This window comes from Pseudorhodoferax sp. LjRoot39, from assembly GCF_964253035.1.
GTDB lineage: Bacteria > Pseudomonadota > Gammaproteobacteria > Burkholderiales > Burkholderiaceae_C > Pseudorhodoferax.
This window is the reverse complement of the sequence record NZ_CAXUQL020000001.1, coordinates 2,531,819-2,556,870: the sequence shown is the minus strand read 5'-3', so window position 1 is coordinate 2,556,870 and position 25,052 is coordinate 2,531,819. Positions and strand designations below refer to the sequence as shown.

Genomic DNA, 25,052 nt, shown 5'->3' with positions numbered 1-25,052 from the left:
GACGCCATGCTGCCCGTCGACGAGATCCGCCTGAACTTCAACCCGGCCTCGCTGGCTGTGCTCAACGCGGTGCTGGCCTTCCTGATGTTCGGCATCGCGCTGGACACGCGCATCGCCGATTTCAAGCGCGTGGCGCGCATGCCGCTGGCCTTCGCGGTCGGCGTGGGCGCGCAGTTCGTTGCGCTGCCGGCCATCACCTACATGCTCACGCGCGTGCTCGGCGTGGGCCCCAGCATCGCGCTGGGCATGATCCTGGTGGCCTGCTGCCCGCCCGGCAACATCAGCAACATCCTCACGCACCGCGCGGGTGGCAACGTGGCGCTCAGCGTGTCGATGACGGCCGTGTCCAACGCCATCGCCATCGTGGCCATGCCGCTGAACTTCGCGTTCTGGGGCGGGCTGCATCCCACGGCCTCCGCGCTGATGCGCAGCATCGCCATCGATCCGCTGGAGATGGGCGGCCACATCCTCCTCATCATCGGCCTGCCCTTCGTGCTGGGCATCTGGTGCGCCGACCGCTTCCCGCGCTGGACCGAGCGCTTCAAGAAGCCCATGCGCATCCTGAGCTTCGTGACGCTGGTCGTCTTCATCCTCGGCGCCATCGCCGGCAACTGGCGCTACTTCCTGGACTACGTGGGCCTGGTCATCGTCGCCGTGGCGCTGCACGACACGCTGGCCTTCGCCACCGGCTGGCTGTGCGCGCGCGCCTTCGGCCTGGCCGACTACGACCGCCGCGCACTGACCATCGAGGTCGGCATCCGCAACGCCGGCCTGGGCCTGGTGCTGATCTTCAGCTTCTTCGGCGGGCTGGGCGGCATGGCCGTGGTGGCGGGCGTGTGGGGCTTCTGGGACATCATCGCCGGCCTGGCGCTGGCCAGTTGGTGGGGCCAGCGCCCGCTGCGGGGCAGCCTGCCTTCCGGGGCCGGGACATGAGGGCGCAACGTGTCCTGATCACCGGGGCCGACGGCTTCCTGGGCCGCGGCCTGCTGCAGGCGCTGGCCGCGCGGCTGGACGGACTGGCGGTTGTCGCCGCCGACGTGCGCGAGGTGCCGCCCGAGCGCCGCCTGCCCGGCACCACCTACCTGCGCTGGGATGTGCGCGACGAGGGCCTGGCTGCCGTGTTGGCCACGCACGGCATCGACACCGTGGTGCACCTGGCTTCCATCGTCACGCCGGGCAAGGGCTCCACGCGCGCGCTGGAGTACGCGGTGGACGTGGGCGGCACGCGCCAGGTGCTGGACGCCTGCCTGGCGCAGGGCGTGCGCCACCTCGTCGTCTCCTCCAGCGGCGCGGCCTACGGCTACCACGCCGACAACCCGGACTGGCTGACCGAGGATCACCCGCTGCGCGGCAACGAGAGCTTCGCCTACGCCCACCACAAGCGCCTGGTCGAAGAGATGCTGGCCGAGGCACGACGTGCCCACCCGCAGCTCGCGCAGACCGTGTTGCGCATCGGCACCATCCTGGGCGAGCGGGTCGACAACCAGATCACCGCGCTGTTCGAGAAGGCCCGGCCGCTGGCCATCGCGGGCAGCGACAGCCCCTTCGTGTTCATCTGGGACGAGGATGTCTGTGGCGCGCTGCTGCACGCGCTGGACGGCGCCGGCCCGCCCGGTTGCTACAACCTCGCAGGCGACGGCGCACTGACCATCCACGCCATCGCCGAGCGGCTGGGCAAGCGCACGCGCGTGCTGCCGGCCGGCCTGTTGCGCACGGCGCTGCGGGTGGGCCGCGCGCTGGGCATCGGCCGCTACGGCCCCGAGCAGCTGGACTTCCTGCGCTACCGGCCGGTGCTTGCCAACACGGCGCTCAAGCAGCGCTTCGGCTACGTGCCGCGCAAGACCAGCGCGCAGGCCTTCGATGCCTTCGTCGCCGCGCGCAGCGCACAGGGGCGGCCGCTGTGACCGCACCGGCCGGATGCCACTTGCAGGACAAGGCGCGCGTGCGTCACGCCTGGCCGGCCGCGGCCTCCGTCAGCACCCAGCGCAGGAACGCAGCCACCAGCGGATCGTCCGCCTTGCCCTGGCCCACGAAGACGCTGTACCCGCGCGCGCTGCGGGCCTTGAACGGGTGAACCTGCACCAGATCACCGCGCGCCAGCTCGCGCTCCACACAGTAGTGCGGCACCAGACCCACTCCGAGGTCGGCACGCACGGCCTCGACCAGCATCGAGAACAGGTCGAACCGATGCCCGGCCATCGCGTTGTCGGGCTGCCGTGCGATGCCGGCCTGCGCAAACCAGTCCTGCCAGGCCCCCAGCCGCGAGCTGAGCTGCAGCAGGTTCGCGGCACGGAAGTCGCCGCGCGCCATCTCTCTCCGCCCCCGGGCCTGCGGTGCGCCGACGGCCACGCATTCCTCGCGCATCAATGCATGCACGGTGGCGCCCGGCCAGATCGCATCGTCGTACTGCAGGCCGATGTCGAAGGCCGGCTCCTCCATGTAGATGTGCGTCGGGAACACCTGCAGGTGCATGCTGGACGCGCGGTGTTGCGCCAGAAACCGCGGCATGCGCGGCATCAGCCAGCGCTCTGCCAGCACCGGCACCGCGCCCACCAGCAGGCGCTCGCCATCCGGCCGCTGGGCCATCGCCTCCAGCGTGTGGTTCTCCAGGCGCAGCAGATCGCCAGCCACCTGGGCGTGGTAGCGCCGCCCTGCGTCGGTCAGCGTGGTGCCGCGCGCGTGGCGCTGCACCAGCCGCAGCCCCAGCTGGGTCTCCAGCAGGCGCAGTTGCTGACTGACGGCACTGTGCGTCAGGCACAGCTCTTCGGCGGCCTTGCTGATGCCATGGTGGCGCGCGATGGCGTCGAAGACGAGCAATGCGCGGGTGGCGGGAATCTGGCGGCGCACGGGACGGTCCACGGGCTGTAAGCAAAACTGACGGCCAGCGAGATTAAAGCAAAGCGGACGGGCACGCGGGGCGCAAGAATCGGCGCCCGATCCCCGCCTTGCTGCCAGACCACCATGACGCTGTCATTTCGCCTTCGTCTTACCGCCATCGCCGCGGCCAGCCTGTGCGCCGCAGGCACCGCCCAGGCCCAGAGCTTCTCCGCCGTCGCCACCACGCCCACGACGGTCAGGCCCGCGGTGGACCAGGCCTACACCCGGCTGCTCGCGGCACCGGCGATCCAGCGACTCATGGAGTCTGTCCAGGCCGACCACGCTCGGTCGATCCAGGACCTGGTCCTGCTGACCGAGATCGAGGCGCCGCCGTTCAAGGAGCGACCGCGCGCCGAAGCCTTCCTCGCACGGATGAAGGCCCTTGGCCTGGCCGACGCGAAGATCGACGCCGAAGGCAATGTGGTCGGTCTGCGCAAGGGCAGCGGCAACGGCCCCAAGCTGCTCGTCTCCGCGCACCTGGACACAGTGTTCCCAGCAGGCACCGACGTGAAGGTCCGGCAGGACGGCAACAAGTACAGCGCGCCGGGCATTTCCGACAACACGCGCGGCCTGGCCGTCCTGCTGTCGTGGCTCAAGGTGCTCAACGACAACCACGTCCAGACCGTCGGCGATCTGCTCTTCGTGGGCAATGTCGGCGAGGAAGAACTGGGCAACCTGCGCGGCATCAAGGCCATCTTCGCCGAGCACCTGGACATCGACGGCATGGTCGGCATCGAGCCGGCGCCAGACGGCACCGTGCTGGTGCTGGGCACCGCGAGCCACCGCTACGAGGTGACGTTCAAGGGGCCGGGTGGCCACAGCTATGGCGCCTTCGGCCAGGTGCCGAGCGCCATCCACGGCATGGGCCGCGCCATCGCCAAGATCGCCGAGGTCAGGACGCCGAGCTTTCCCAAGACCACCTTCACCGTCGGCACCGTGGGGGGCGGCACCTCGGTGAACACCATTGCCCCGGACGCGCGCATGGCGATCGACATCCGCTCCGACGCGATGGGGCCGCTGCTCGAGACCGAGAAGAAGATCCTGGCCGCCATCGACGAGGCGGTGGCCGAAGAGAACCAGCGCTGGAAGGTGACGACGCTGAGCGTGTCCAACAAGCTGATCGGCGACCGCCCGGGTGGCCAGACCGCGTCCGACTCGGTGATCGTCGAGGCGGTCACGCGGGCCAATGCGTCTTTCGGCCACAAGACGCTGTTGTCAGGCGCCAGCACCGACGCCAACGTGCCGATGGCGCTCGGCATCCCGGCGATCATCGTGGGCGGCGGCGGCAAGACCGCAGGCTTTCACGCCATGAGCGAATCGATCGACCTCACGGATGCCTGGAAAGGCGCGCAGAACTCCCTCGCCACCGTGCTAGGGCTGGTCGGAGTGCAGGGTGTGAGCGAAGCGCTGCTGCCCAAGCGCGCGCCGCGGGCCAGGTGAGCCGGGCACGCGGCCCGCAGCAGATGCGCAGGCGCAGGCCCGTGCGCGCGCGGCCTTAAGTTCAGCCTCATCTTCACGCGCGCGGCAGCGCTAGCATGGGCGCGCCCCAACGACTGCCGCCCCCACATGCCCCAACAAGAACGGCTCGCGCTCGCGCGCCAGCAGGCCCGCCGCATCTGGCGCCTTTCCCTGCCCTACTTCCAGTCCGAAGAGAAATGGCGCGCCCGCGGCCTGCTGGCCGGCATCGTGGTGCTGAACCTGGTCGGCGTCTGGCTGCTGGTGCAGTTCAACAACTGGTACGGCGTGTTCTACGACGCGCTGCAGAACAAGGACCAGGCGGTGTTCTGGCAGCAGTTGGGCCACTTCACGCTGATCGCGTTCGGACTGATCGTGGCGGCGGTGTACCGCTTCTACCTGACGCAGCTGCTGGAGATGCGCTGGCGTGCCTGGATGACCGGCAGCTACCTGAAACGCTGGACGGCCAACCACGCCTTCTACCGCATGGAGCTGGCGCGCTACGGCCAAGGCGACGGCAGCGCGCCGCCCGACAACCCCGACCAGCGCATCCAGGAAGACCTGAACCTGTTCACCACCTACACGGTGTCGCTGACCATGGGTGCGTTCAAGGCGCTGGTCACGCTGGTCAGCTTCGTCGGCATCCTGTGGGGGCTGTCGGGCGCCTTCGCGTTCGAGCTGGGCGGTCACCGCTTCGAGATTCCGGGCTTCATGGTCTGGATGGCGGTGCTGTACTGCCTGGCTGGCAGCCTGATCACGCACTTCATCGGCCGGCCGCAGATCGGCCTGAACTTCCGCCAGCAGCGGCTGGAGGCCGACTTCCGGCACCACATGGTTCGCGTACGCGAGTACAGCGAGGCGATCGCGCTGGACCGCGGCGAGCAGGTCGAGCGCCAGCAGCTCGACCTGCGCTTCGCGCGCGTGCTGGCCAACTACCTGCAACTGCTCAAGGCGCAGAAGCGGCTGATCTGGTTCGGCAGCTTCTTTGGCCAGGCGGCCGTGATCTTCCCGTTCCTGGTGTCGGCACCACGCTTTTTCAGCGGTGCGATCCAGCTCGGCGAGCTCATGAAGATCACGGCCGCCTTCGACGAGGTGCAGAAGTCGCTGTCCTGGTTCGTCGACAACTACCAGGAGCTGGCCGTCTGGCGCGCCACCACCGACCGGCTGACCACCTTCGAAGACAGTCTGGCCGCGCTCGCCGCAGACGTCGCAAGCCAGGGCTCCCGGCACCAGTTGTCCGACGGCGTGCTGGCCACACACGACCTCGCGCTGGCCCTGCCCGACGGAACCCCGCTGTTGGCCGGGCTGAACCTGCAGGTCGAGCCGGGCGAGCGCGTGCTGCTCAAGGGCCCGTCGGGCAGCGGCAAGTCCACGCTGCTGCGCGCCATCGCCGGCATCTGGCCGCATGCCAGCGGCAGCGTGGCGCAGCCGGCGGACGCCATGTTCATCCCGCAGCGGCCCTACTTCCCCGATGGACCGCTGCGCGATGCGCTGGCCTACCCGAAGCCGGCATCGGACTACCGCGACGAGGACCTGCGCACCGCACTGCGCGACGCCCAGCTGCCGCAGCTGCAGGACAGCCTGGACCGCGAGGACGCCTGGAGCCAGAAGCTCTCGGGCGGCGAACAGCAGCGGCTGGCGGTGGCGCGCGTGCTGCTCAAGAAACCGCGCTGGATCTTCGCCGACGAGGCCACCAGCGCGCTCGACGCGCCGGCCGAGCAGGCGGTCTACGCCAAGCTCGTCGGCCAGGTGCAGGCGGCCGGCGGCGCCCTGCTGTCGATCGCGCACCGGCCGGCCGTGTCCGCCTTCCACGACCGCAGCTGGCAGCTGGTGCCGAACGACGGCGGGGCGGCGCGCTTCCGGTTGCAACAGGCACCACTGCCAGCGCATTGACGGTCAGACCCGGTTGACCGTCGGGCTGCGGCCTCTCGCCTCAACACGGCGCGCTGGACCGAACGCGACAGCTGTCGCAGGCGGGTGCGACAGCTGTCCATCCGGCTGTGACACCCGGATCCGCTTTGATGCAGGAAAATCTTTTAAAAACAAATAGTTATTTTTCATGAGCCGGCAGGCATGCGGCTTGCGCAGCAGGGACCGCCACGGCCACGCCGGCCCGGCGACACCCACCGCAAGGAGACGACAGCATGACCCAGACCCTGGCCGAAGCGCCGGTCACCACCCCATCCGCCGAAGCGGCGCAATGGCTGCAGGACTTCGGCGCCGCACTGGCCCGAGGCGACATCGCCGCCACGCTCGACGCCTTCGCCGACGACTGCTACTGGCGCGACCTCGTGGCCTTCACCTGGAACCTGCACACGGCCGAGGGCAAGGACGCCATCGCCGCGATGCTGCAGGCCAACCTCACCCGCGTCGCGCCCGGTGGCTGGCAGGTGCAGGACCAGCCCAGCCATGCCGACGGCGTGACCGAAAGCTGGTTCACCTTCGAAACCGCCGTGGCGCGCGGGCGCGGGCACCTGCGGCTCAAGGACGGCAAGTGCTGGACGCTGCTGACCGTGATGAGCGAGCTCAAGGGCTTCGAGGAGAAGAAGGGGCCGCGCCGCGTGCTGGGCGCCGAGCACGGCGCGCGCCGCGACCGGACCACCTGGCTTGACCGCCGCCAGCAGGAGGAGGCGGCACTGGGCTACACCGAGCAGCCCTACTGCGTGGTCATCGGCGGCGGCCAGGGCGGCATCGGCCTGGCGGCGCGGCTCAAGCGCCTGGGCGTGCCCACGCTCGTCATCGAGAAGAACGCGCGCGCCGGCGACTCCTGGCGCAAGCGCTACAAGTCGCTGTGCCTGCACGACCCGGTCTGGTACGACCACATGCCCTACCTGCCGTTCCCGGACGACTGGCCCGTGTTCTGCCCCAAAGACAAGGTCGGCGACTGGCTAGAGATGTACACCAAGGTCATGGAGCTCAACTACTGGAGCTCCACCGAGGCTCGGAGCGCCAGCTTCGACGAAGCCAGCCAGACCTGGCGTGTGACGGTGGAGCGCCAGCATGCCGACGGCCGCCGCGAGACCGTGGTGCTGCGGCCCACACAGCTGGTGTTCGCGCTCGGCGTCTCGGGCTTTCCGTCGGTGCCGAAGATCGCCGGTGCCGAAACGTTCGAGGGAGAGCAGCACCACTCCAGCGCCCACCCGGGTGGCGAGGCCTATGCCGGCAAACACTGCGTGGTGCTGGGCTCGAACAACTCGGCCCACGACATCTGCGCCGACCTGTGGGAGCACGGCGCCGATGTGACGATGGTGCAGCGCTCGTCCACGCACATCGTGAAGTCCGATTCGCTGATGGAACTGGCACTGGGCGGGCTGTATTCCGAGGAGGCCGTGGCCAGTGGCATCACCACCGACAAGGCCGACCTGCTGTTCGCCTCGGTGCCGTTCAGGATCATGCACAGCTTCCACGTGCCGGTGTACGAGGCGATCCGCCAGCGCGACCGGGACTTCTATGCGCGGCTGGAAAAGGCCGGCTTCCTGCTCGACTTCGGCGATGACGGCTCCGGCCTGTTCATGAAGTACCTGCGGCGCGGCTCGGGCTACTACATCGACGTGGGCGCGTCCGAGCTCGTGGCCGACGGCAGCATCCATTTGAAGAGCCGCGTCAACATCGAACGGATCAAGCCGCGCTCGGTCGTGCTGACCGATGGCACGGAGTTGCCGGCCGACCTGTTGGTCTACGCGACGGGCTATGGCTCGATGAATGGCTGGGTCGCCAGCATCGTGTCACCCGAAGTGGCCGACCGTGTCGGCAAGTGCTGGGGGCTGGGCTCGAACACCGCCAAGGACCCCGGCCCCTGGGAAGGCGAGTTGCGCAACATGTGGAAGCCCACGCAGCAGCCGCAGTTGTGGTTCCACGGCGGCAACCTGCACCAGTCGCGCCACTACTCGCAGTACCTGGCGCTGCAGCTGAAGGCGAGGATGGAGGGGATCGCAACCCCGGTCTACGGCCAGGGCGCCGTGCACCACCTGCGCTGAGCGCAGGCCGCCGGTCTCACAGGCCGGTGGTCTTCTTGGCCGAGGGGTCGGCGTAGGTGAGCGGGCTGTCGGCTTCCTTGGGCGGGTTGAGCGTGAGGTTGCCGGTCTGCGCCACGTCGATGGCATTGCCGCCAGCGCGCCACAGACTTTGCAGGAAGTCCAGCAGCTTCTTGGAGATGGGCTCCTTGGGCGGCTCGGGCGGTTTCTCTTCCTCGACCTTGGGCTTTTCGGTCCAGTTCTTGGGTGCGGCATCGTCCGGGCCGGAAGGCTGGTCCGGGCCCGGCTTCTGGCCGGTGGCCTGGTAGCGGCCCAGGGCTTCGGCTGTCTCGGCGGTGGGGGCGGCGTCCGTCTGCAGGCGCTGCTCGAAAGCCTCGGTCGCCGCCTCGATGCTGGACTTGGGCGGCACCGCGCCGGTCTGCCCGGCCTGAACGCCCTGCCCGCCCGCGCCAGACGCCGCCACCATGACGGCTCCGGCCGCGGTGGCGGCCTCGTCCTCGCCGACACGGCCGGAGCGGATCAAGGCATCGGCCTGGGCCGACAGTTCCACCCGGATCGAGGGTTCGGGCTGCTGCGCGACCGCGCGCTCCTGCAGCACCCGGGTTTCTTCGCGCGTGGCCCGCGCCACGGTGCCGGCGGGCGCGGCTGCGCTGCCGGCGGCCGGCTGCGAATCGGCGCCGGCGGCGGCCGGCCCATTCACAGTGCGATCAACAGAAGGCAGTTGCATGGCGCTCACCAAAAGGACTGGACGAACGGCCAAGGAAATAGGTTTTCCCTGGCCTCGATCCTCTTAACGGCAGAACTGAACCGGAATTTAGGCCTATTTCTTCAAACGGCCCCAAATTCTTCACACAACCGTACGGCCGCTCACAAGAAGCGCTCCAGCAACCGGCGCGATGGCCGGTCCAGCGCCTGGCGGTCGCGCACACGGTAGTGCACGCCCTGGCCGCTGGCGATCAGCAGGCCGCCATCGGACAGGCGGCGGATGTCCTCTTCGCTCTTGAGCACGAAATCGCTGGTGCCACGGTCGGTCTCCACGCGCCAGATGCTGGGTGTGGAGAAGGTGGAGACGCTGAGCAGGCGCCGCACCTCAGGCTGGAATTCGCGCGCAGCGAGCTCCTCGTCGAGCAGCGCACGTTGCGCGCCTGGCAATGCATCCAGGTTGTCGATCCAGACCAGCTCGCGGCCATCGGCGCCGACCAGCGACAGGCCGTCGCCCGGTGCCGACAGCGGAAAGGCCCGCACCGGCACCACGCCGGCATGTTCGGTGGCCCCCAGGCGCAGCACCAGCTGGCCCATGGGATGGCGTTGCAATTCGAAGTCCATCACACGCCTCCCGCCGGATGGGCCGGGTGGCTGGCCGGCACCTCGGCCAGCGCATCGCCGTCGGCGTCCACACGCCGCACCTGGGCCTCGTACAGCCGCCAGTAGGCGCCCTGGCGCGCCATGAGTTCGTCGTGCGGACCGACCTCGACGACCTGGCCGCGGTCCATGACCACCAGCCGGTCGGCCTTGCGCAAGGTGGACAGCCGGTGCGCGATGGCGATCGTGGTGCGGCCCTGCACGAGGTTGTCCAGCGCCTTCTGGATTTCCTTCTCGGTCTCGGTGTCCACGGCCGAGGTGGCCTCGTCCAGGATCAGGATCTTCGGGTCGATCAGCAACGCGCGTGCGATCGAGATGCGCTGGCGCTCGCCGCCCGACAGGCCCTGGCCACGCTCGCCGACGAGCGAGTCGTAGCCCTGCGGCAGGCGCAGGATGAATTCGTGCGCATGGGCGGCGCGCGCCGCAGCCACGATCTCGGCGCGCGTGGCGTCGGGCCGGCCGTAGGCGATGTTCTCGGCGATGGTGCCGAAGAACAGGAAGGGCTCCTGCAGCACCAGGCCGATGTGGCGCCGGTAGTCGGCCACGCGCAGGCGGCGCAGGTCCAGCCCGTCGACGCGGATGGCGCCTTCGCTCACGTCGTAGAAGCGGCAGATCAGGTTCACCAGCGTGCTCTTGCCCGAGCCACTGTGGCCGACCAGGCCGATCATCTCGCCGGGGCGGATGTCCAGCGACAGGTTGCGGATCACCGAGCGGTTGCCGTAGCGAAAGGCGATGCCGTCCATCTGCAGGCCGCCGCGCAGGCCGCCGGCCGGCAGGGCCACGGGTTCGGCCGGCTCGGGCACGTTGGAGCGGTGGTCCAGGATGTCGAAGATGCGCTTGGCGCCCGAGGCCGCCTTCTGCGTGACCGAGACGATGCGGCTCATGGAGTCGAGCCGCGTGTAGAAGCGGCCGATGTAGGCGAGGAAGGCGGTCAGCACGCCGACCGTGACCTGCTGGTGCGCCACCAGCCAGATGCCGAAGGCCCACACCACGAGCAGGCCGATCTCGGTCAGCAGCGAGACCGTGGGCGTGAACAGCGACCAGGTCTTGTTGAGCCGGTCGTTGACCTCCAGGTTGCGCTGGTTGGCGTCGCGAAAGCGCTGGGCCTCGCGCCCTTCCTGGGCGAAGGCCTTGACCACGCGGATGCCGGGGATGGTGTCGGCCAGCACGCTGGTGACATCGGACCAGACCCGGTCGATCTTCTCGAAGCCGGTGCGCAGGCGGTCGCGCACCACGTGGATCATCCAGCCGATGAAGGGCAGCGGCAGCAGCGTGACCAGCGCCAGGCCAGGGTGGATGGAGAACAGGACCGCCGCCGTCATGCCGATCATGAGCACGTCGGTCGCGAAATCGAGCGCATGCAACGAAAGGAAAACGCAGATGCGGTCGGTTTCCGAACCGATCCGCGACATCAGATCGCCGGTACGCTTGCCGCCGAAGTAGTCGAGGGACAGCTGCAGCAGATGATCGAAGGTGGCGGTGCGCAGGTCGGCGCCGATGCGCTCGGACACCAGCGCCAGCAGGTAGGTGCGCCACCAGTTCAGGCCCCAGCCCAGCAGCGCCGCCGCCAGCAGGCCGGCCAGGTACATCAGCACCGTGCCGGGAGCGATCTGCTGGCCGTTCTGGAACGGGATCAGCACCTCGTCCATGAGCGGGATCGTCAGGTAGGGCGGCACCAGCGTCGCGGCCGTGGAGGCCAGCGTCAGCACGAAGCCCAGCAGCAGTTGCATGCGGTAGGGATGGGCGAAGCGCCACAGTCGCAACAGCACCCAGGTGGACGGCGGCGTATGCAACTCGCGGAAACAAACGCTACAGGTTTCGCTGTCCGCAGGCAGCGGCGCGTGGCAGGTCGGGCAGGTGCTGCCCTCGTCCTCGTCGGCCGGATCCTGGTTGCCGCGGCGTTCGAACTGGCGCAGCAGGCGCAGCGCCTGCGGGTCCGCTCCCAGCGTGAACCGCCAGTGCGCCAGCCGCTGGCGGCCGTCGTGCAGCTCGAGTTGGCCGACGCCGGCGTGATCGGAGTGGCGCAGTTCCAGACCCGCCGCCAAAGGCCAGCTGTGGACCTGCGGCGAACCTGTCTCGCAGGTGACAGCGAGGAGGCGCTGCTCCGTCAGCGCCAGCAGACCTGGCGCAAAACGCAGTTGCGCATCCAGGTCAACCGCCACGCTGGCTGTTACGTTTTCACCGCCTGCCAGTTCGGCCTTGAGGGCGGATTGGAGCGTAGAACTGGAAAGGCCGACCTGATGTGGAAGATGCATGTTGAACAGATGAGGCGCGAAATTCTCGCCGAAGCCCATCGGGCCCAGCCCGGCGGCCAACCACAACGCGCCAGGCGCTCCGCATGACGACAAGCCCTTCACCGGTCGCCCCCTCGCGCGCGGCCGACATCCAGCTGCTGCGCATCCGCTATCTGCGTGGCCCCAACATCTGGACCTACCGCTCGGCCCTGGAGGTCTGGCTGGACCTGGGCGAGCTGGAAGACTTTCCGTCCAACCTGATCCCCGGCCTGACCGAACGCCTGGTGGCCATGCTGCCGGCCCTGGTCGAGCACCACTGCGGCGTGGGCGAGCGCGGCGGCTTCCTGCAGCGTCTGGTCGAGGGCACCTGGGCCGGCCACGTGCTGGAGCATGTGGTCATCGAGCTGCTGAACCTGGCCGGCATGCCGACCGGCTTCGGGCAAACCCGCAGCACCTCGCAGCGCGGCGTCTACCGCATGGTGTTCCGCGCGCGTGACGAGCAGGTGGCGCGCACGGCCCTGGCCTGCGGCCACCGGCTGCTGGCGGCGGCAATCCATGGCGAGGCCTTCGCGGTGCCCGTGGCCGTGGCCCAGATCCGCGCCAAGGTCGACGACTGCTACCTCGGGCCCAGCACGGCCTGCATCGTGGCGGCTGCGGGCGACCGCGGCATCCCGCACATCCGGCTCAACGACGGCAACCTCGTGCAGCTGGGCCATGGCGCGCGCCAGCGCCGCATCTGGACCGCCGAAACCGACCGCACCAGCGCGATCGCCGAAGGCATCGCCCACGACAAGGATCTCACCAAGACGCTGCTGGCCTCCTGCGGCGTGCCGGTGCCTGCAGGCCAGGTGGTCGACAGCCCGGCCGCGGCCTGGGAGGCGGCGCAGGACATCGGCCTGCCCGTGGTCGTCAAGCCCTCGGACGCCAACCATGGCCGCGGCGTGAGCCTGGACCTGTCCGAGCAGGCCGACATCGAGAAGGCCTATGGCGTCGCCGATGCCGAAGGCAGCGAAGTCATCGTCGAGCGCTTCATCCGCGGCGACGAGCACCGCCTGCTCGTGGTCGGCGGCAAGGTCGTGGCGGCGGCGCGGGGCGAGAGCCTGTCCATCACGGGCGATGGCCGCCAGAGCGTGGTCCAGTTGATCGACAGCCAGCTCAACAGCGATCCGCGCCGCGGCGATGCCGAGGAGTTCCCGCTGGAGACCATCGACCTCGAAAAAGACGGCGTGATGCGCCTGCTGCTGGAGCGCCAGGGCCTGGACGGCGCGGCGGTGCCGGCCAAGGGCCGGCGCGTGCTGGTGCAGCGCACCGGCAACGTGGCGATCGACTGCACGGACGAGGTGCACCCCGAGGTGGCCCACGCGGCGGCACTGGCCGCGCGCGTGGTCGGCCTGGACATCGCCGGCATCGACCTGGTGGCCGAAGACATCGGCAAGCCGCTGCAGGCCCAGGGCGGCGCCATCGTCGAGGTCAACGCCGGCCCCGGCCTGCTCATGCACCTCAAGCCCGCCGAGGGTGCACCGCGCCCGGTCGGCCAGGCCATCGTCGACCACCTGTTCGCCGAGGACGAAGACGGCCGCATCCCCATCGTCGGCGTGGCCGGCACGCTGGGCACCGCCACCATCGCGCGCCTGGTGGCCTGGCTGCTGCACCTGTCGGGCCGCCGCGTCGGCCTGGCCTGCAGCGACGGCCTGTTCCTGGACAGCCGCCGCGTGGACGCCGGCGACTGCGCTGGCTGGGACAGCGGCCACCGCCTGCTCATGAACCGCGCGATCAACGCCGCCGTGCTGGAGAACGGCCCGGCCTCCATCCTGCGCGACGGCCTGGCCTACGACCGCTGCCAGGTCGGCATCGTGACCGACATGGGCGGCGCCAGCACCCTGGCCGAATTCGACATCCAGGAGAGCGACCAGCTCGCCCGCGTGCTGCGCACCCAGGTCGACGTGGTGCTGTCCGATGGCGTGGCCGTGCTCAACGCCAGCGACGCGCGCGTGGCCGCACTGGCTTCGCTGTGCGACGGCCAGGTCATCCTGTACGGCAAGGAGGCAGAACTGCCGGCCATCATGGCGCACCGCGCCAACGGCGGCCGGGCCGTGCTGATGCAGCAGGGCCAGCTGGTGCTGGCCCAGGGCAGCAGCGTGACGGCGCTGGCCGGCATCCAGCAGCTGACCGCGCGCCGCGGCAAGACCATGCGCGACGACAAGCTGGTCTGCAGCGTGCTGGCGGCCGTCGCTGCGGCCTGGGCACTGCAGATCTCGCCGGACCTGATCTCCGCCGGCCTCAAGACCTTCGAACTCGATCCCGGATCGACCACCCGTACCGCCAAGACCCTGGCCGCGCGCTGATGCCCTCCACCGACGACAACAGCTTCGTGCAAGCACGAGACAACACCATGCACATCTCTCGCGTGCGGGCCCTGCGCGGCCCGAATCTGTGGAGCCGGCACACGGCGCTCGAGGCCATCGTCTCCTGCGCGCCGCCCGAGCGCTCCATCGTCGAACTGCCGGGCTTCGAGATCGCCGTGCGCGCGCGCTTTCCGACCATCGGCACGCTGCGTTCGGGCCCCAACACCGGTCCCGTGGCGCTGGCGCACGTGCTAGAGAGCGCGGCGCTGGCGCTGCAGGCGCAGGCCGGCTGCCCGGTCACTTTCAGCCGCACGGCGGCCACGCTGGAGCCTGGCATCTACCAGGTCGTGGTCGGCTACAGCGAGGAGGCCGTGGGCCGCCGCGCACTGGAACTGGCCGAGGCCTTGATCCAGGCCACGCTGCAGGGCCAGGCCTTTGACGTGGACGCGGCGATCGCCGAACTGCGCGCGCTGGACGAGGACGAGCGCCTGGGCCCGAGCACGGGCTGCATCGTCGACGCCGCCGTGGCGCGCGGCATTCCCTACCGCCGGCTCACGCGCGGCTCCATGGTGCAGTTCGGCTGGGGCTCGCAGCAGCGCCGCATCCAGGCCGCCGAACTCGACGCGACCAGTGCCGTCTCCGAGTCCATCGCCCAGGACAAGGATCTGACCAAAAAGCTGCTGCACGCCGCCGGCGTGCCGGTGCCGCATGGCCGCCCCGTCGCCAGCGCCGACGAGGCCTGGGCCGTGGCCCAGCAGATCGGTCTGCCCGTCGTCGTCAAGCCGCAGGACGGCAACCAGGGCAAGGGCGTGACGGTCAACATCACAGCCCGCGCACACCTGGACGGCGCTTTCGCCACCGCGGCCGAACATGGCGAAGTCATGGTCGAGCAGTACCTGCCCGGCAGCGACTTCCGCCTGCTGGTGGTCGGCGACAAGCTCGTGGCCGCCTCGCGGCGCGACCCGCCCCAGGTGACCGGCGACGGCGAGCACACCGTGCGCGAACTCGTGGACATCGTCAACGCCGACCCGCGCCGTGGCGATGGCCACGCCACCGCACTGACCAAGATCCGCTTCGACGACATCGCCATCGCGCGGCTCGGTGTACAGGGCCTGGAGCCCGACTCCGTGCCCAGGAAGGGCCAGCGCGTGATCCTGCGCAACAACGCCAACCTGTCCACCGGAGGCACCGCCACGGACGTGACCGACGACGTGCACCCGGACATCGCCGCGCAAGCCGTGGCCGCCGCCCAGATGGTCGGCCTGGACATCTGCGGCGTGGACCTGGTCAGCGAAACCGTGCTCAAGCCGCTGGAGCAGCAGCGCGGGGGCATCGTCGAGGTCAATGCCGCACCGGGCCTGCGCATGCACCTGTCGCCCTCGTACGGAAAAGCGCGCAACGTGGGCCGGGCCATCGTCGACACGCTGTACGGCGCTGGCGAGGACGGCCGCATCCCGGTGGTGGCCGTGACCGGCACCAACGGCAAGACCACCACCACGCGGCTGATCGCCCACCTGTTCACGGCCGCCGGCCTGCGCGTGGGCATGACCAACACCGACGGCGTCTACGTGGAAGGGCGCCAGATCGACAGCGGAGACTGCAGCGGCCCGCGCAGCGCGCGCAACGTGCTGATGCACCCCGACGTGGATGCCGCCGTATTCGAGACCGCGCGCGGCGGCATGCTGCGCGAAGGCCTGGGCTACGACCAGTGCCAGGTGGCAGTGGTCACCAACATCGGCGCGGGCGACCACTTGGGGCTGAACTACATCACCACGGTGGAAGACCTGGCCGTGCTCAAGCGCGTGATCGTGCAGAACGTGGCCACCAACGGCTACGCGGTGCTCAACGCCGCCGATCCCAATGTGGCGGCCATGGCCGCCACCTGCCCGGGCCAGGTGATCTTCTTCGCGGCCGACCGCCACCACCCGGTCATGGCCACGCACCGTGCCCAGGGCCGGCGCACCGTGCACGTGGACGGTGACCACCTCGTCGCGGCGGTGGGCTCCTGGCGCGAGACGATCGCGCTGCGCGACATCCCGATCACGCGGGGCGGCGCCATCGGCTTTCAGGTCGAGAACGCGATGGCATCGGTGGCTGCGGCCTGGGCCGCCGGCCTGTCCTGGGACGCGGTGCGCCGCGGGCTGGCCAGTTTCGCCAACGACGCCGACAACGCACCCGGCCGCTTCAACGTGATGGACTACCGCGGCGCCACCGTGATCGCCGACTACGGCCACAACCCGGACGCCATGCGCGCCCTGGTCGCGGCCGTCGACGCGATGCCGGCGCAGCGGCGCAGCGTGGTCATCAGCGGCGCTGGCGACCGGCGCGACGAGGACATCCGCGAGCAGACCGCCATCCTGGGCAACGCCTTCGACCACGTCATCCTGTACCAGGATGCCTGCCAGCGCGGCCGCGCCGACGGCGAGGTGCTGGCGCTGCTGCGCCAGGGCCTGGTGCAAGCCAGTCGTGCACGCCAGGTGGAAGAGATCCACGGCGAGTTCAAGGCCATCGACCATGCGCTGGCGCAGCTGCAGCCCGGCGACCTGTGCCTGGTGCTGGTGGACCAGGTCGAGGAAGCCCTGGCCCATCTGGCGCGCTGCGTCGACGAAGCGTCCAGCGTGCCGGCCTGACGTTTCGATACGGTTTCCGTGCGGCCTGCGGGGCGGACCCGCAGGCTAAAATCCGCCATTTGTCGAAACCGTCCCCCATGTCCGCTGCACCTGCAGGGCACGCACGTGCCAGCTTCGACTTGAAGAGCGCCAGCCTGCCGTTGATCACGGTGGTGCTCAAGACCCCGAACCTCGCCACGCTGTCGCAGGAACTGCAGGCCCGCTTCGGCGAAACCCCCGACTTCTTCGACGAAGACCCGGCCGTGATCGTGCTGACGCAGATCGCGCAGGACCCCACGCCGCTCAGCTTCTCGGTGTTGCTGACGCTGCTCAAGCACTACCGGCTGCGCCCCTTCGGCATCCATGGCGGCAGCCTGGCGCACAAGGAAACCGCAGCGGCCGTCGGCCTGATGGACCTGCCGGAGATCTCCTCGTCCGCCGTGGCGGTGCCCGGCGATGCCCCGGCGCCCGCGCCAGTGCCGGCACCGGCGGCGGCACCGGCCGTGGCCGCCCCGGCGAGCGGAACCATGGTGATCGACCGGCCGCTGCGCTCGGGCCAGCAGGTCTACGCCCGCGGCTGCGATCTGATCGTGCTGCAGGTGGTCAACTTCGGCGCCGAGATCATTGCCGACGGCAACATCCATGTGTATGCGCCGCTGCGCGGACGTGCGATTGCCGGCGCGCGCGGCAACACCGACGCCCGCATCTTCAGCACCTGCATGGAGGCCCAGCTGATCTCCATCGCCGGCATCTACCGCACCAGCGAAGTCGCCCTGCCTGCCGACGTGCTGGGCAAGCCCGCCCAGGTGCGCCTGGCCGGCGAGAGCCTGGTGCTGGACCCCATCTGAATCCATCCCTTAGAAAAAGGACCTCCATTCCATGAGCAAGATCATCGTGGTCACCTCCGGCAAGGGGGGTGTGGGCAAGACCACCACCAGCGCCAGTTTTTCCTCCGGCCTGGCACTCAAGGGCCACAAGACCGTCGTCATCGACTTCGACGTCGGCCTGCGCAACCTGGACCTGATCATGGGTTGCGAGCGCCGCGTGGTCTACGACCTGATCAACGTGATCCACAACGAGGCCAACCTGAACCAGGCGCTGATCAAGGACAAGCAGTGCGACAACCTGTTCGTGCTGGCCGCCTCGCAGACGCGCGACAAGGATGCGCTGACGCAGGACGGCGTGGAGAAGGTGCTCAAGGACCTGTCCGAGATGGGCTTCGAGTACATCGTCTGCGACTCGCCGGCCGGCATCGAGACCGGTGCGCTGATGGCCATGCACTTCGCCGACTACGCGCTGGTCGTGACCAATCCCGAGGTCTCCTCGGTGCGCGACTCCGACCGCATCCTGGGCATGCTGGGCTCCAAGACCAAGCGCGCCATGGAAGGCGGCGATCCGATCAAGGAACACCTGCTGATCACGCGCTACAACCCCAACCGCGTGGCCGACGGCCAGATGCTGTCGCTGGAGGACATCCAGGACATCCTGCGCATCCCGCTGATCGGCGTGATCCCGGAATCCGAAGCCGTGCTGCAGGCCTCCAACCAGGGCGTGCCCGCCATCCACGGCAAGGACACCGACGTGGCAGAAGCCTACAAGGACGTGGTGGCCCGCTTCCTCGGCGAGGACAAGCCGATGCGCTTCGTCGACGCCGAGAAGCCCGGTTTCTTCAAGCGACTGTTCGGGAGGTAAGGCCGATGTCCTTTCTGTCCTTTCTGCTCGGGGAGAAGAAGAAGACCGCCAACGTCGCCAAGGAGCGGCTGCAGATCATCCTGGCGCACGAGCGCGGCAGCCGCGGCGGGCTCAAGCCCGACATGCTGCAGGAGCTGCAACGCGAGCTCGTGGCCGTGATCTCCAAGTACGTCGCGGTCAACCAGGAGCACATCAAGGTGAACCTGGAGCGCCAGGACACGCTGGAAGTGCTCGAGGTCAAGATCGAACTGCCCGAGGGGCGCTGAGACCATGCGGGCCTGGCTGCTCCTGAGCACCTTGCTGGTGCTGGCCTGTACGCGCGCCGATGCGCAGAAAGTGGGCGAGGTCGACACCGCGTTCCAGTGGCTGGGGCCCAACCACAAGATCGTGGTCGACGCCTACGACGACCCGCGCGTGCAGGGCGTGACCTGCTATGTCTCGCGTGCGCGCACGGGCGGCATCAAAGGCGCCGTCGGCCTGGCCGAAGACAAGGCCGAAGCCTCCATCGCCTGCCGTCAGGTCGGCCCGATCAACGTGCCGCAGCCGCTGCCGGCCCAGGAAGAGGTGTTCAGCGAGCGCATGTCGGTGCTGTTCAAGCGCCTGCGCATCGTGCGCATGGTCGACAGCCAGCGCCACACGCTGGTCTACCTGACCTACTCCGACCGGTTGGTCGAAGGCTCGCCGCAGAACGCCATCACGGCCGTGCCGGTCGACCGCGCCACGCCGCTGCCGGTCAAGTAAGCGGATGCCCGAAGAGCGCCCCTCGGTCCTGACACCCGACGAGGCCTCGTCCCCCGACGCCGACCTCTCCACACTGGCCCCGCTGCGCTGGCCGGTGTTCCGCATGCTGTGGCTGGTCTGGCTCGCGTCCAACATCTGCATGTGGATGAACGACGTGGCGGCGGCCTGGCTCATGACCTCGCTGACCACCTCGCCGGTCTGGGTGGCGCTGGTGCAGACGGCGGCCACCATGCCGGTGTTCCTGTTCGGCCTGCCCAGCGGCGCGCTGGCCGACATCGTGGACCGGCGCCGCTTCTACATCACGACCCAGTTCTGGGTGGCCAGCGTGGCGCTGCTGCTGTGCGCCACGGTGCTGACAGGCACGGTCACGCCGCCGCTGTTGCTGCTGCTGACCTTCGCCAACGGCATCGGCCTGGCGATGCGCTGGCCGGTCTACTCGGCCGTGGTGCCCGAGCTGATCCCGCGCGCGCAATTGCCCGCCGCGCTGGCGCTCAACGGCATCACCATGAATGCCTCGCGCATCGTCGGCCCGCTGCTGGCCGGCGCGCTGATCGCCAGCATCGGCAGCGCCGCGGTGTTCGTGCTCAACGCCGTGCTCTCGCTGGCCTCGGCCTGCATGCTCATGCGCTGGAAGCGCGAGCACAAACCCGACCCGCTGGGCCGCCAGCGCCTGTGGAGCGCCATGCGCGTGGGTGTGCAATTCGTGCGCCAGTCGCCGCGGCTCAAAGCCGTGCTGCTGCGCATCGCGCTGTTCTTCTTCCATTCCACGGCCTTGATTGCGCTCTTGCCGCTGGTCGCGCGCGGCCTGCAGGGCGGCGACGCCGCCACCTTCACGGTGCTGCTGGCCTCCATGGGCATGGGCGCCATCGCCACGGCCTTCCTGATGCCGCGGCTGCGCCAGTGGCTGGCGCGCGACCAGGTCGTGCTGTACGGCACGCTGCTGCAGTCGGGCGCCACGCTGGTGATGGCCTTCGCGTCCAACGTGGCGGTGGCGGTGCCTGCCATGTTCGTGGCCGGCATGGCCTGGATCGCCACGGCCAACTCGCTGTCGGTCTCGGCCCAGTTGGCGCTGCCGGACTGGGTGCGCGCCCGCGGCATGTCGATCTACCAGATGGCGATCATGGGTGCCAGCGCGTTCGGTGCCGGGCTGTGGGGCCAGGTGGCCGCGCTCGGCACCGTGCAGCTGAGCCTGCTGGTGGCAGCGCTCACGGGCGGCACCGCGATGTGGCTGGCGACACGCTTCGTGGTCGACCTGCAGATCGAGGAAGACCTGTCGCCCTCGCACGCGCTGCCGGTTCCAGTGGCTGCGCAGCCACCGGCCACGGGCCATGTGCTGGTCAGCATCGACTACCGCATCGACCCCGCGCGCGCGGCCGACTTCGAGCGCGTGATGCAGGACAGCCGGCGCAGCCGCCTGGCCCAGGGCGCGCTCGAGTGGCATCTGCTGCGCGACATCAGCGATCCGGGGCACTACACCGAGCAGATCGTCGACGAGTCCTGGACCGAGCACCTGCGCCGTTTCGACCGCGTGACCGGCGCCGACATCGCGCTGCGCGAACGCAAGCTCGCCTTCCACCTGGAAGAAGCGCCGCCACGCGTGACGCGCTACGCCATCGACACGCCGCGCACATAGCGCCGGCGCAGTTCGACGGCGGCGATGCAGATGGCCAGCCAGCCCAGGCCGGACGCGAATCCGGCCAGCACGTCGCTGGCCCAATGCACCTGCAGCAGCACACGGCTCACGCCCATGCAATAGGCCAGCAGCATCGCCAGCAGCACAGCCGGCAGATGCCAGCGCGCGGGCAGCAGGCGCACGCACAGGTAGGCCAGCATGCCGTAGACCACGACCGAGCCCGAGGTGTGGCCGCTCGGAAAGCTGTAGCCGTCGGCCACGGCGAAGCCATGCTCGTGCAGCGGCCGCACGCGCGCGAAGACGCGCTTGAGGCCCTGGTTCAGCAGGCCGTTGCCGGCGCAGGCCACGACCCAGCCCAGCGCGAGCCAGCGCTGGCCGCGCCACAGCAGGGCCACGGCCACCAGCACCACGAGCGCGACCAGGGTCAGCGGATCGCCCAGGTGCGTGGCCGTGCCGACCACGCGCAAGGCGGCCGCGGGCAAGCGCTGCGACAGGGCTGCGGCCAGCCGCTGGTCGAACAGGCCCAGCTCCTCGTCGGCGTCCATGGCCTCCATGGCCTCGGCGAACAGCGTTGCCGTGGCCAGCATGAAACCGCCGCCCAACGTGAACCACAGGCCCAGCCAGGCCCAGGGCGGCAACCACGCGCGGGGGGCGCGCAGGTGCAGGTGGCGCAGCGCCGTGAACAGCAGGCCGGCGCCGGCGAGCATGGCCAGCAGCCCCCCGCCGGCCGCCACCAGCGCATGCTGGCCCAGCCATTCGGCCAGGACCTGCGCACGCAACGCATCCTCAGACATGGGTGCTCCGGTCCAGGTCCAGCGCATGGCGGGCCACGCAGGCGAAGCGCTGCGTGGCTTCGTCGAAGTCCCAGCGCTCCACGCGCGCCGCACCCGCCCCCCGGTGCAACACGTTGACCGAGTTGTTGGCCTCGCGGCGCAGCCGCGAGGACAGGGCCGTGCCGGCCTGCACGCACCACATGCGCCGCGCCAGGCCGGCGTGCAGCGCATGCAAGGGCAGCACATAGGGCAGGTGGATGTGGCCGCCGGCCACCACGTCGGCGCCGGCCGCAGCCCAGGCCCGCACGGCGGCCTCGTGGCCCCGGAGGAGATCGCCCGCATCGCGCGGCGTCGGCACGGCCACGGGCTGGTGCACGACCACCACGCGCAACTGGCCGGGCGCGGCCTGGCGCAGCCGTGCCGCCACGCGCGCGATCTGCTCGGGCGAGACCTGGCCATGCTGGTGGCGCCAGCGGCGCGTGGTCTTCACGCAGACCACCAGCCAGTCGGGACTGGCATGCACGGGTTCGAGATCGGCACCGAAGGCCCGCCGGTGGCGCGCATAGGGCCACAGCAGGCGCACCGCCAGGTTGACGAGCGGGATGTCGTGGTTGCCCGGAATCGCGAGCACGGGCCGGCCCAGCCGCGCGCAGAACGCCTGGGCGGCAGCGAACTGCCCAACGGTGGCACGCTGCGTGATGTCGCCCGACAGCAGCACACGCTCGGGCGCCAGCTGTTCAGCCAGCGCCAGCAGCGACTCGACCACGGGCGCGCGCTCGGTGCCGAAATGCGTGTCGGAAATCTGCAGCAATGCACTCACGCGGGCTCCACCCGGTCCTGCGGCATGGGCGTCAGCAGCCACAGCGGCTGCGGCGAGACGCGGAAGTTCAGCGGCGCGCGCAGCCAGCAGATCTCGCCATCGGTGGCCACCTTGACGCGCGCCGTGCGGCGCGGCGCGGCCGGCCGCATGGCCAGGCGTTCGAACCCGAAGCGCAACACATCCTCGGCCTCGCCGAGCCGGCCGAAGGCGCCGCGCATCATCAAGCCCAGCATGCCCAGCGTGCCGACCGGGCGCAGCACCAAGGCCACCAACTGCCCCTGCGCGAGCAGGCCGGCTTCGGGCACGCCGATCTGCTGCAGTTGCAGGCCGTTGTTGCCCACGAACAGCGTGGAGGTGCGCACGGACTGCTGGCGCCCCTGGCATTCGAGCTGCAGCCGCAGCGGCCGGTGCGCGTGCAGCAGCGTGACCAGTGCCGACCACAGCGCCACCAGACGGCTGCGCCCGTAGCGCTGCTTGTAGGCCTCGCGGTCTTGCAACAGCTGCGGGTACAGGCCCACGCTGGCGTTGACAAGGAACAGCCGCTCGTTGACCTGCCCTACCTGCACCGGCGCGGGCCTGGCCCGCAGCAGGGCGCGCGTGGCCTGCTCGGTGTCCGAGGTGATGCCGTGCGTGCGGCTGAAGTAGTTGAAGGTGCCCTGCGGCAGCACGCCGAACGGCAGGCCGGCCGGCAGCACGGCCTGGGCCACGGCGTTGAGCGTGCCGTCACCGCCGGCCGCGACGACCGCGCCCTGGCGGCCCTGCGCGCGGCGCACCGCCTCGGCGGCGACCTGGGCCACGTCCATGCCGCGTTCGATGCGCAGCACCTCGTGCGGCCGACCGGCGGCATCCAGGATGCCGGAGATGGTGCGCTGGGTGTCGTCGGCATCGGAACGGCCGGAACCGGCATTGAGCACGATGACCAGCGGGCCGTCGGCTGCGAACTCGGGCGGCGTGGCGGCAGCGGGAGAGGTCTGGTTCACGGGCGGGCAGCTTAGCAGCGCGCTGCATGGCCGCATGTCGGACAGGGCCGCGGCCGAACCGCGCGCACAGTTCTGGTGCAACGTGGACAATCGCGGCCTTTCGCGCCGCCCCGGCGCACCGGAGACCTGGCCATTCGCTCCCACGACAACACCCGCGGCATCCTGGCCATGCTTGCGGCGATCAGCTTCTTCGCCTGGATGGACGCGGTCATGAAGCTGCTGGCCGCCCACTACCCTGCCGTGCAGGTGGCGGCCCTGCGCGGCATCGCCGGCCTGCCGCTGGTCTGCCTGTACCTGTGGTGGCGCGGCGAGGCAGGCCGCGTGCTGCAGGTGCGCTGGCCGCTGCATCTGCTGCGCGGCGTGCTGGGCGTGGCCATGCTCTCGCTGTTCGCCTACGGCCTGCAGACCCTGCCGATGGCCGTGGCCTACACGCTGTTCTTCATCGGTCCGATCCTGATCGCGCTGCTCTCGGTGCCCGTGCTCAAGGAGCGTGTGCGGCGTTCGCACTGGCTGGCGCTGGCGGCGGGCATGCTGGGCGTGCTGGTGGCGCTGCGCCCGGACCAGGACGCCTTGCTGAGCTGGGGCGCGCTGGCGGTGCTGGCCGCCGCGTGTTGCTACGCCGTCTCCGCGATCACGGGCCGCGTGCTGACGCGCACCGATTCCAACGGCAGCCTGGTGTTCTGGATGACGCTCTTGATCGCCGTGGGTGCAGGCGCGCTGGCCGCGCGCGGCTGGGTGCCGTTGCGGGCCGAACATGCCTGGACCATCGTGGCGCTGGCCGTCACCGGCTTCATCGGCCAGATGTGCATCACCGAAGCCTTCCGCCACGGCCAGGCGGCCGTGGTCGCACCCTTCGAGTACGCGGCGCTGGCCTGGGCCGTGGGGCTGGACTGGCTGCTGTGGCGCACGCTGCCCGACGCCGCGACGCTGGTGGGCGCGGCCATCATCGTGGCCAGCGGGCTGTACCTGGTGCAGCAGGAGCGCCGCGCGCGCCAACTCGGTTAGCTAGTTCTTCTTGCGGGCGGCATGGTGCTCATGCCATTCGGCCAGCGAGAAGTCGGGGTAGCTGTCGAAACGCGGGTCGCCGCGCTTGCCCTCCACCGCCACCCAGTTGGCCTTGGAATCGAGCAGGATGTGCGCGTTCTCAGGTGGCACGGGGAGCGGTGTGTCGATGGCGCTCGCGTGCGGGTGCACGAGCTCGGGCCACTGCGGATCCCACAGCCACAGCGCACTGCCGCAGCGCCCGCAGAAGTGCCGCTGGCCGCTGCTCTGGCGGTCGGGCTGGCCCTCTTCGCGCAGGACGGCCTGGTACTTGCGCAGGTAACGCTTGCCGCGTACCTTCAGCGTGCCGGCATCGGCGCCCAGGTTGATCGCGTAGCCGCCACCGCCGGCCGTCTTGCGGCAGATCGCGCAGTAGCAGCGCATGAACGGCACCGGCGAGGACGACGCCACCGAGAAGCGGACGCTGCCGCAGTGGCAGGAGCCTTCGAGTTGCATGCAGGCCTCCAAAAGCAAAAACCGCCGGACAAGGCCGGCGGTTCAGGACAGGGAGCAGGT

At 69.9% G+C, this 25,052-nt stretch carries 21 protein-coding genes; 13 read left to right on the top strand and 8 right to left on the bottom strand.

Going from position 1 to position 25,052, the window contains the following annotated elements; translation table 11 throughout:
* Window positions 1–6 precede the first annotated feature (6 nt).
* Together ACSQ4M_RS12095 and ACSQ4M_RS12090 are read left to right on the top strand one after the other, a co-directional pair.
* Entirely contained in the window at window positions 7–933 is a 927-nt protein-coding gene (locus tag ACSQ4M_RS12095) for a bile acid:sodium symporter family protein (protein WP_436189769.1), read from the top strand.
* A complete protein-coding gene (locus ACSQ4M_RS12090; protein ID WP_436189768.1) occupies window positions 930–1,904 on the top strand; it encodes an SDR family oxidoreductase in 975 nt (324 codons plus the stop codon). Before ACSQ4M_RS12095 ends, ACSQ4M_RS12090 begins: the two co-directional genes overlap by 4 nt.
* A 43-nt stretch (window positions 1,905–1,947) precedes the next feature.
* Here ACSQ4M_RS12090 and ACSQ4M_RS12085 read toward each other — a convergent pair whose 3' ends face one another.
* Complete coding sequence (locus ACSQ4M_RS12085) at window positions 1,948–2,859, bottom strand: LysR substrate-binding domain-containing protein (protein ID WP_436189767.1); 912 nt, start codon at window positions 2,857–2,859, stop codon at window positions 1,948–1,950.
* Between the two features lie 102 nt (window positions 2,860–2,961).
* Here ACSQ4M_RS12085 and ACSQ4M_RS12080 point away from each other — a divergent pair, with 102 nt between their 5' ends.
* The 3 genes from ACSQ4M_RS12080 to ACSQ4M_RS12070 all read left to right on the top strand — a co-directional run bounded on the left by ACSQ4M_RS12080 (window position 2,962) and on the right by ACSQ4M_RS12070 (window position 8,309).
* Window positions 2,962–4,317 (top strand): M20/M25/M40 family metallo-hydrolase, encoded by a 1,356-nt coding sequence (locus ACSQ4M_RS12080; RefSeq protein WP_436189766.1) that lies wholly within the window; start codon window positions 2,962–2,964, stop codon window positions 4,315–4,317.
* Window positions 4,318–4,443: 126 nt separating this feature from the next.
* Window positions 4,444–6,225 (top strand): ABC transporter ATP-binding protein/permease, encoded by a 1,782-nt coding sequence (locus ACSQ4M_RS12075; RefSeq protein WP_436189765.1) that lies wholly within the window; start codon window positions 4,444–4,446, stop codon window positions 6,223–6,225.
* A gap of 251 nt (window positions 6,226–6,476) precedes the next feature.
* The gene (locus tag ACSQ4M_RS12070; protein WP_436189764.1) at window positions 6,477–8,309 is read left to right on the top strand and encodes an NAD(P)-binding domain-containing protein; all 1,833 of its coding nucleotides are present in this window, start codon (window positions 6,477–6,479) and stop codon (window positions 8,307–8,309) included.
* 16 nt (window positions 8,310–8,325) lie between these two features.
* Here ACSQ4M_RS12070 and ACSQ4M_RS12065 read toward each other — a convergent pair whose 3' ends face one another.
* The 3 genes from ACSQ4M_RS12065 to ACSQ4M_RS12055 all read right to left on the bottom strand — a co-directional run bounded on the left by ACSQ4M_RS12065 (window position 8,326) and on the right by ACSQ4M_RS12055 (window position 11,923).
* Window positions 8,326–9,033: a hypothetical protein gene (locus ACSQ4M_RS12065; RefSeq protein ID WP_436189763.1), complete on the bottom strand. Its 708-nt coding sequence runs from the start codon at window positions 9,031–9,033 to the stop codon at window positions 8,326–8,328.
* 140 nt (window positions 9,034–9,173) lie between these two features.
* Window positions 9,174–9,632: a DUF1854 domain-containing protein gene (locus ACSQ4M_RS12060; RefSeq protein WP_436189762.1), complete on the bottom strand. Its 459-nt coding sequence runs from the start codon at window positions 9,630–9,632 to the stop codon at window positions 9,174–9,176.
* Window positions 9,632–11,923 carry an ABC transporter ATP-binding protein gene (locus ACSQ4M_RS12055; RefSeq protein ID WP_436189761.1) on the bottom strand — a complete coding sequence of 764 codons (2,292 nt, stop codon included), beginning with the start codon at window positions 11,921–11,923 and terminating at the stop codon, window positions 9,632–9,634. The genes ACSQ4M_RS12060 and ACSQ4M_RS12055 overlap by 1 nt, the downstream gene beginning before the upstream one ends.
* Before the next feature lie 83 nt (window positions 11,924–12,006).
* On the opposite strand from ACSQ4M_RS12055, the gene ACSQ4M_RS12050 reads away from it, so the two are divergent.
* The 7 genes from ACSQ4M_RS12050 to ACSQ4M_RS12020 all read left to right on the top strand — a co-directional run bounded on the left by ACSQ4M_RS12050 (window position 12,007) and on the right by ACSQ4M_RS12020 (window position 20,922).
* A complete protein-coding gene (locus ACSQ4M_RS12050) occupies window positions 12,007–14,247 on the top strand; it encodes a cyanophycin synthetase (protein WP_436189760.1) in 2,241 nt (746 codons plus the stop codon).
* Between the two features lie 47 nt (window positions 14,248–14,294).
* Entirely contained in the window at window positions 14,295–16,877 is a 2,583-nt protein-coding gene (cphA, locus tag ACSQ4M_RS12045) for a cyanophycin synthetase (protein ID WP_436189759.1), read from the top strand.
* Window positions 16,878–16,954: 77 nt separating this feature from the next.
* Window positions 16,955–17,704, top strand: coding sequence for a septum site-determining protein MinC (gene minC, locus ACSQ4M_RS12040; RefSeq protein WP_436189758.1), 750 nt, complete (start codon window positions 16,955–16,957; stop codon window positions 17,702–17,704).
* Between the two features lie 31 nt (window positions 17,705–17,735).
* On the top strand, window positions 17,736–18,548 hold the full coding sequence (gene minD / locus ACSQ4M_RS12035; RefSeq protein ID WP_436189757.1) for a septum site-determining protein MinD: 813 nt from the start codon (window positions 17,736–17,738) through the stop codon (window positions 18,546–18,548).
* Window positions 18,549–18,553: 5 nt separating this feature from the next.
* Window positions 18,554–18,814: a cell division topological specificity factor MinE gene (gene minE / locus ACSQ4M_RS12030; protein ID WP_056671990.1), complete on the top strand. Its 261-nt coding sequence runs from the start codon at window positions 18,554–18,556 to the stop codon at window positions 18,812–18,814.
* A gap of 4 nt (window positions 18,815–18,818) precedes the next feature.
* Window positions 18,819–19,289, top strand: coding sequence for a CreA family protein (locus ACSQ4M_RS12025; RefSeq protein ID WP_436189756.1), 471 nt, complete (start codon window positions 18,819–18,821; stop codon window positions 19,287–19,289).
* 4 nt (window positions 19,290–19,293) lie between these two features.
* Window positions 19,294–20,922 carry an MFS transporter gene (locus ACSQ4M_RS12020; protein WP_436189755.1) on the top strand — a complete coding sequence of 543 codons (1,629 nt, stop codon included), beginning with the start codon at window positions 19,294–19,296 and terminating at the stop codon, window positions 20,920–20,922.
* Here the strand turns inward: ACSQ4M_RS12020 and ACSQ4M_RS12015 are convergent.
* Genes ACSQ4M_RS12015 through ACSQ4M_RS12005 form a run of 3 tightly spaced genes read right to left on the bottom strand, consistent with a single transcriptional unit; the run spans window position 20,895 to window position 23,495 of the window.
* On the bottom strand, window positions 20,895–21,716 hold the full coding sequence (locus tag ACSQ4M_RS12015) for a phosphatase PAP2 family protein (RefSeq protein WP_436189754.1): 822 nt from the start codon (window positions 21,714–21,716) through the stop codon (window positions 20,895–20,897). The genes ACSQ4M_RS12020 and ACSQ4M_RS12015 overlap by 28 nt on opposite strands.
* Complete coding sequence (locus ACSQ4M_RS12010; protein ID WP_436189753.1) at window positions 21,709–22,515, bottom strand: metallophosphoesterase family protein; 807 nt, start codon at window positions 22,513–22,515, stop codon at window positions 21,709–21,711. Before ACSQ4M_RS12010 ends, ACSQ4M_RS12015 begins: the two co-directional genes overlap by 8 nt.
* Window positions 22,512–23,495 carry a diacylglycerol/lipid kinase family protein gene (locus ACSQ4M_RS12005; protein ID WP_436189752.1) on the bottom strand — a complete coding sequence of 328 codons (984 nt, stop codon included), beginning with the start codon at window positions 23,493–23,495 and terminating at the stop codon, window positions 22,512–22,514. The genes ACSQ4M_RS12010 and ACSQ4M_RS12005 overlap by 4 nt, the downstream gene beginning before the upstream one ends.
* A 75-nt stretch (window positions 23,496–23,570) precedes the next feature.
* On the opposite strand from ACSQ4M_RS12005, the gene ACSQ4M_RS12000 reads away from it, so the two are divergent.
* Window positions 23,571–24,500, top strand: coding sequence for a DMT family transporter (locus ACSQ4M_RS12000; protein ID WP_436189751.1), 930 nt, complete (start codon window positions 23,571–23,573; stop codon window positions 24,498–24,500).
* Here ACSQ4M_RS12000 and ACSQ4M_RS11995 read toward each other — a convergent pair whose 3' ends face one another.
* Window positions 24,501–24,992 carry a GFA family protein gene (locus ACSQ4M_RS11995; RefSeq protein WP_436189750.1) on the bottom strand — a complete coding sequence of 164 codons (492 nt, stop codon included), beginning with the start codon at window positions 24,990–24,992 and terminating at the stop codon, window positions 24,501–24,503. It abuts the gene before it with no gap.
* Between the last annotated feature and the right edge of the window lie 60 nt (window positions 24,993–25,052).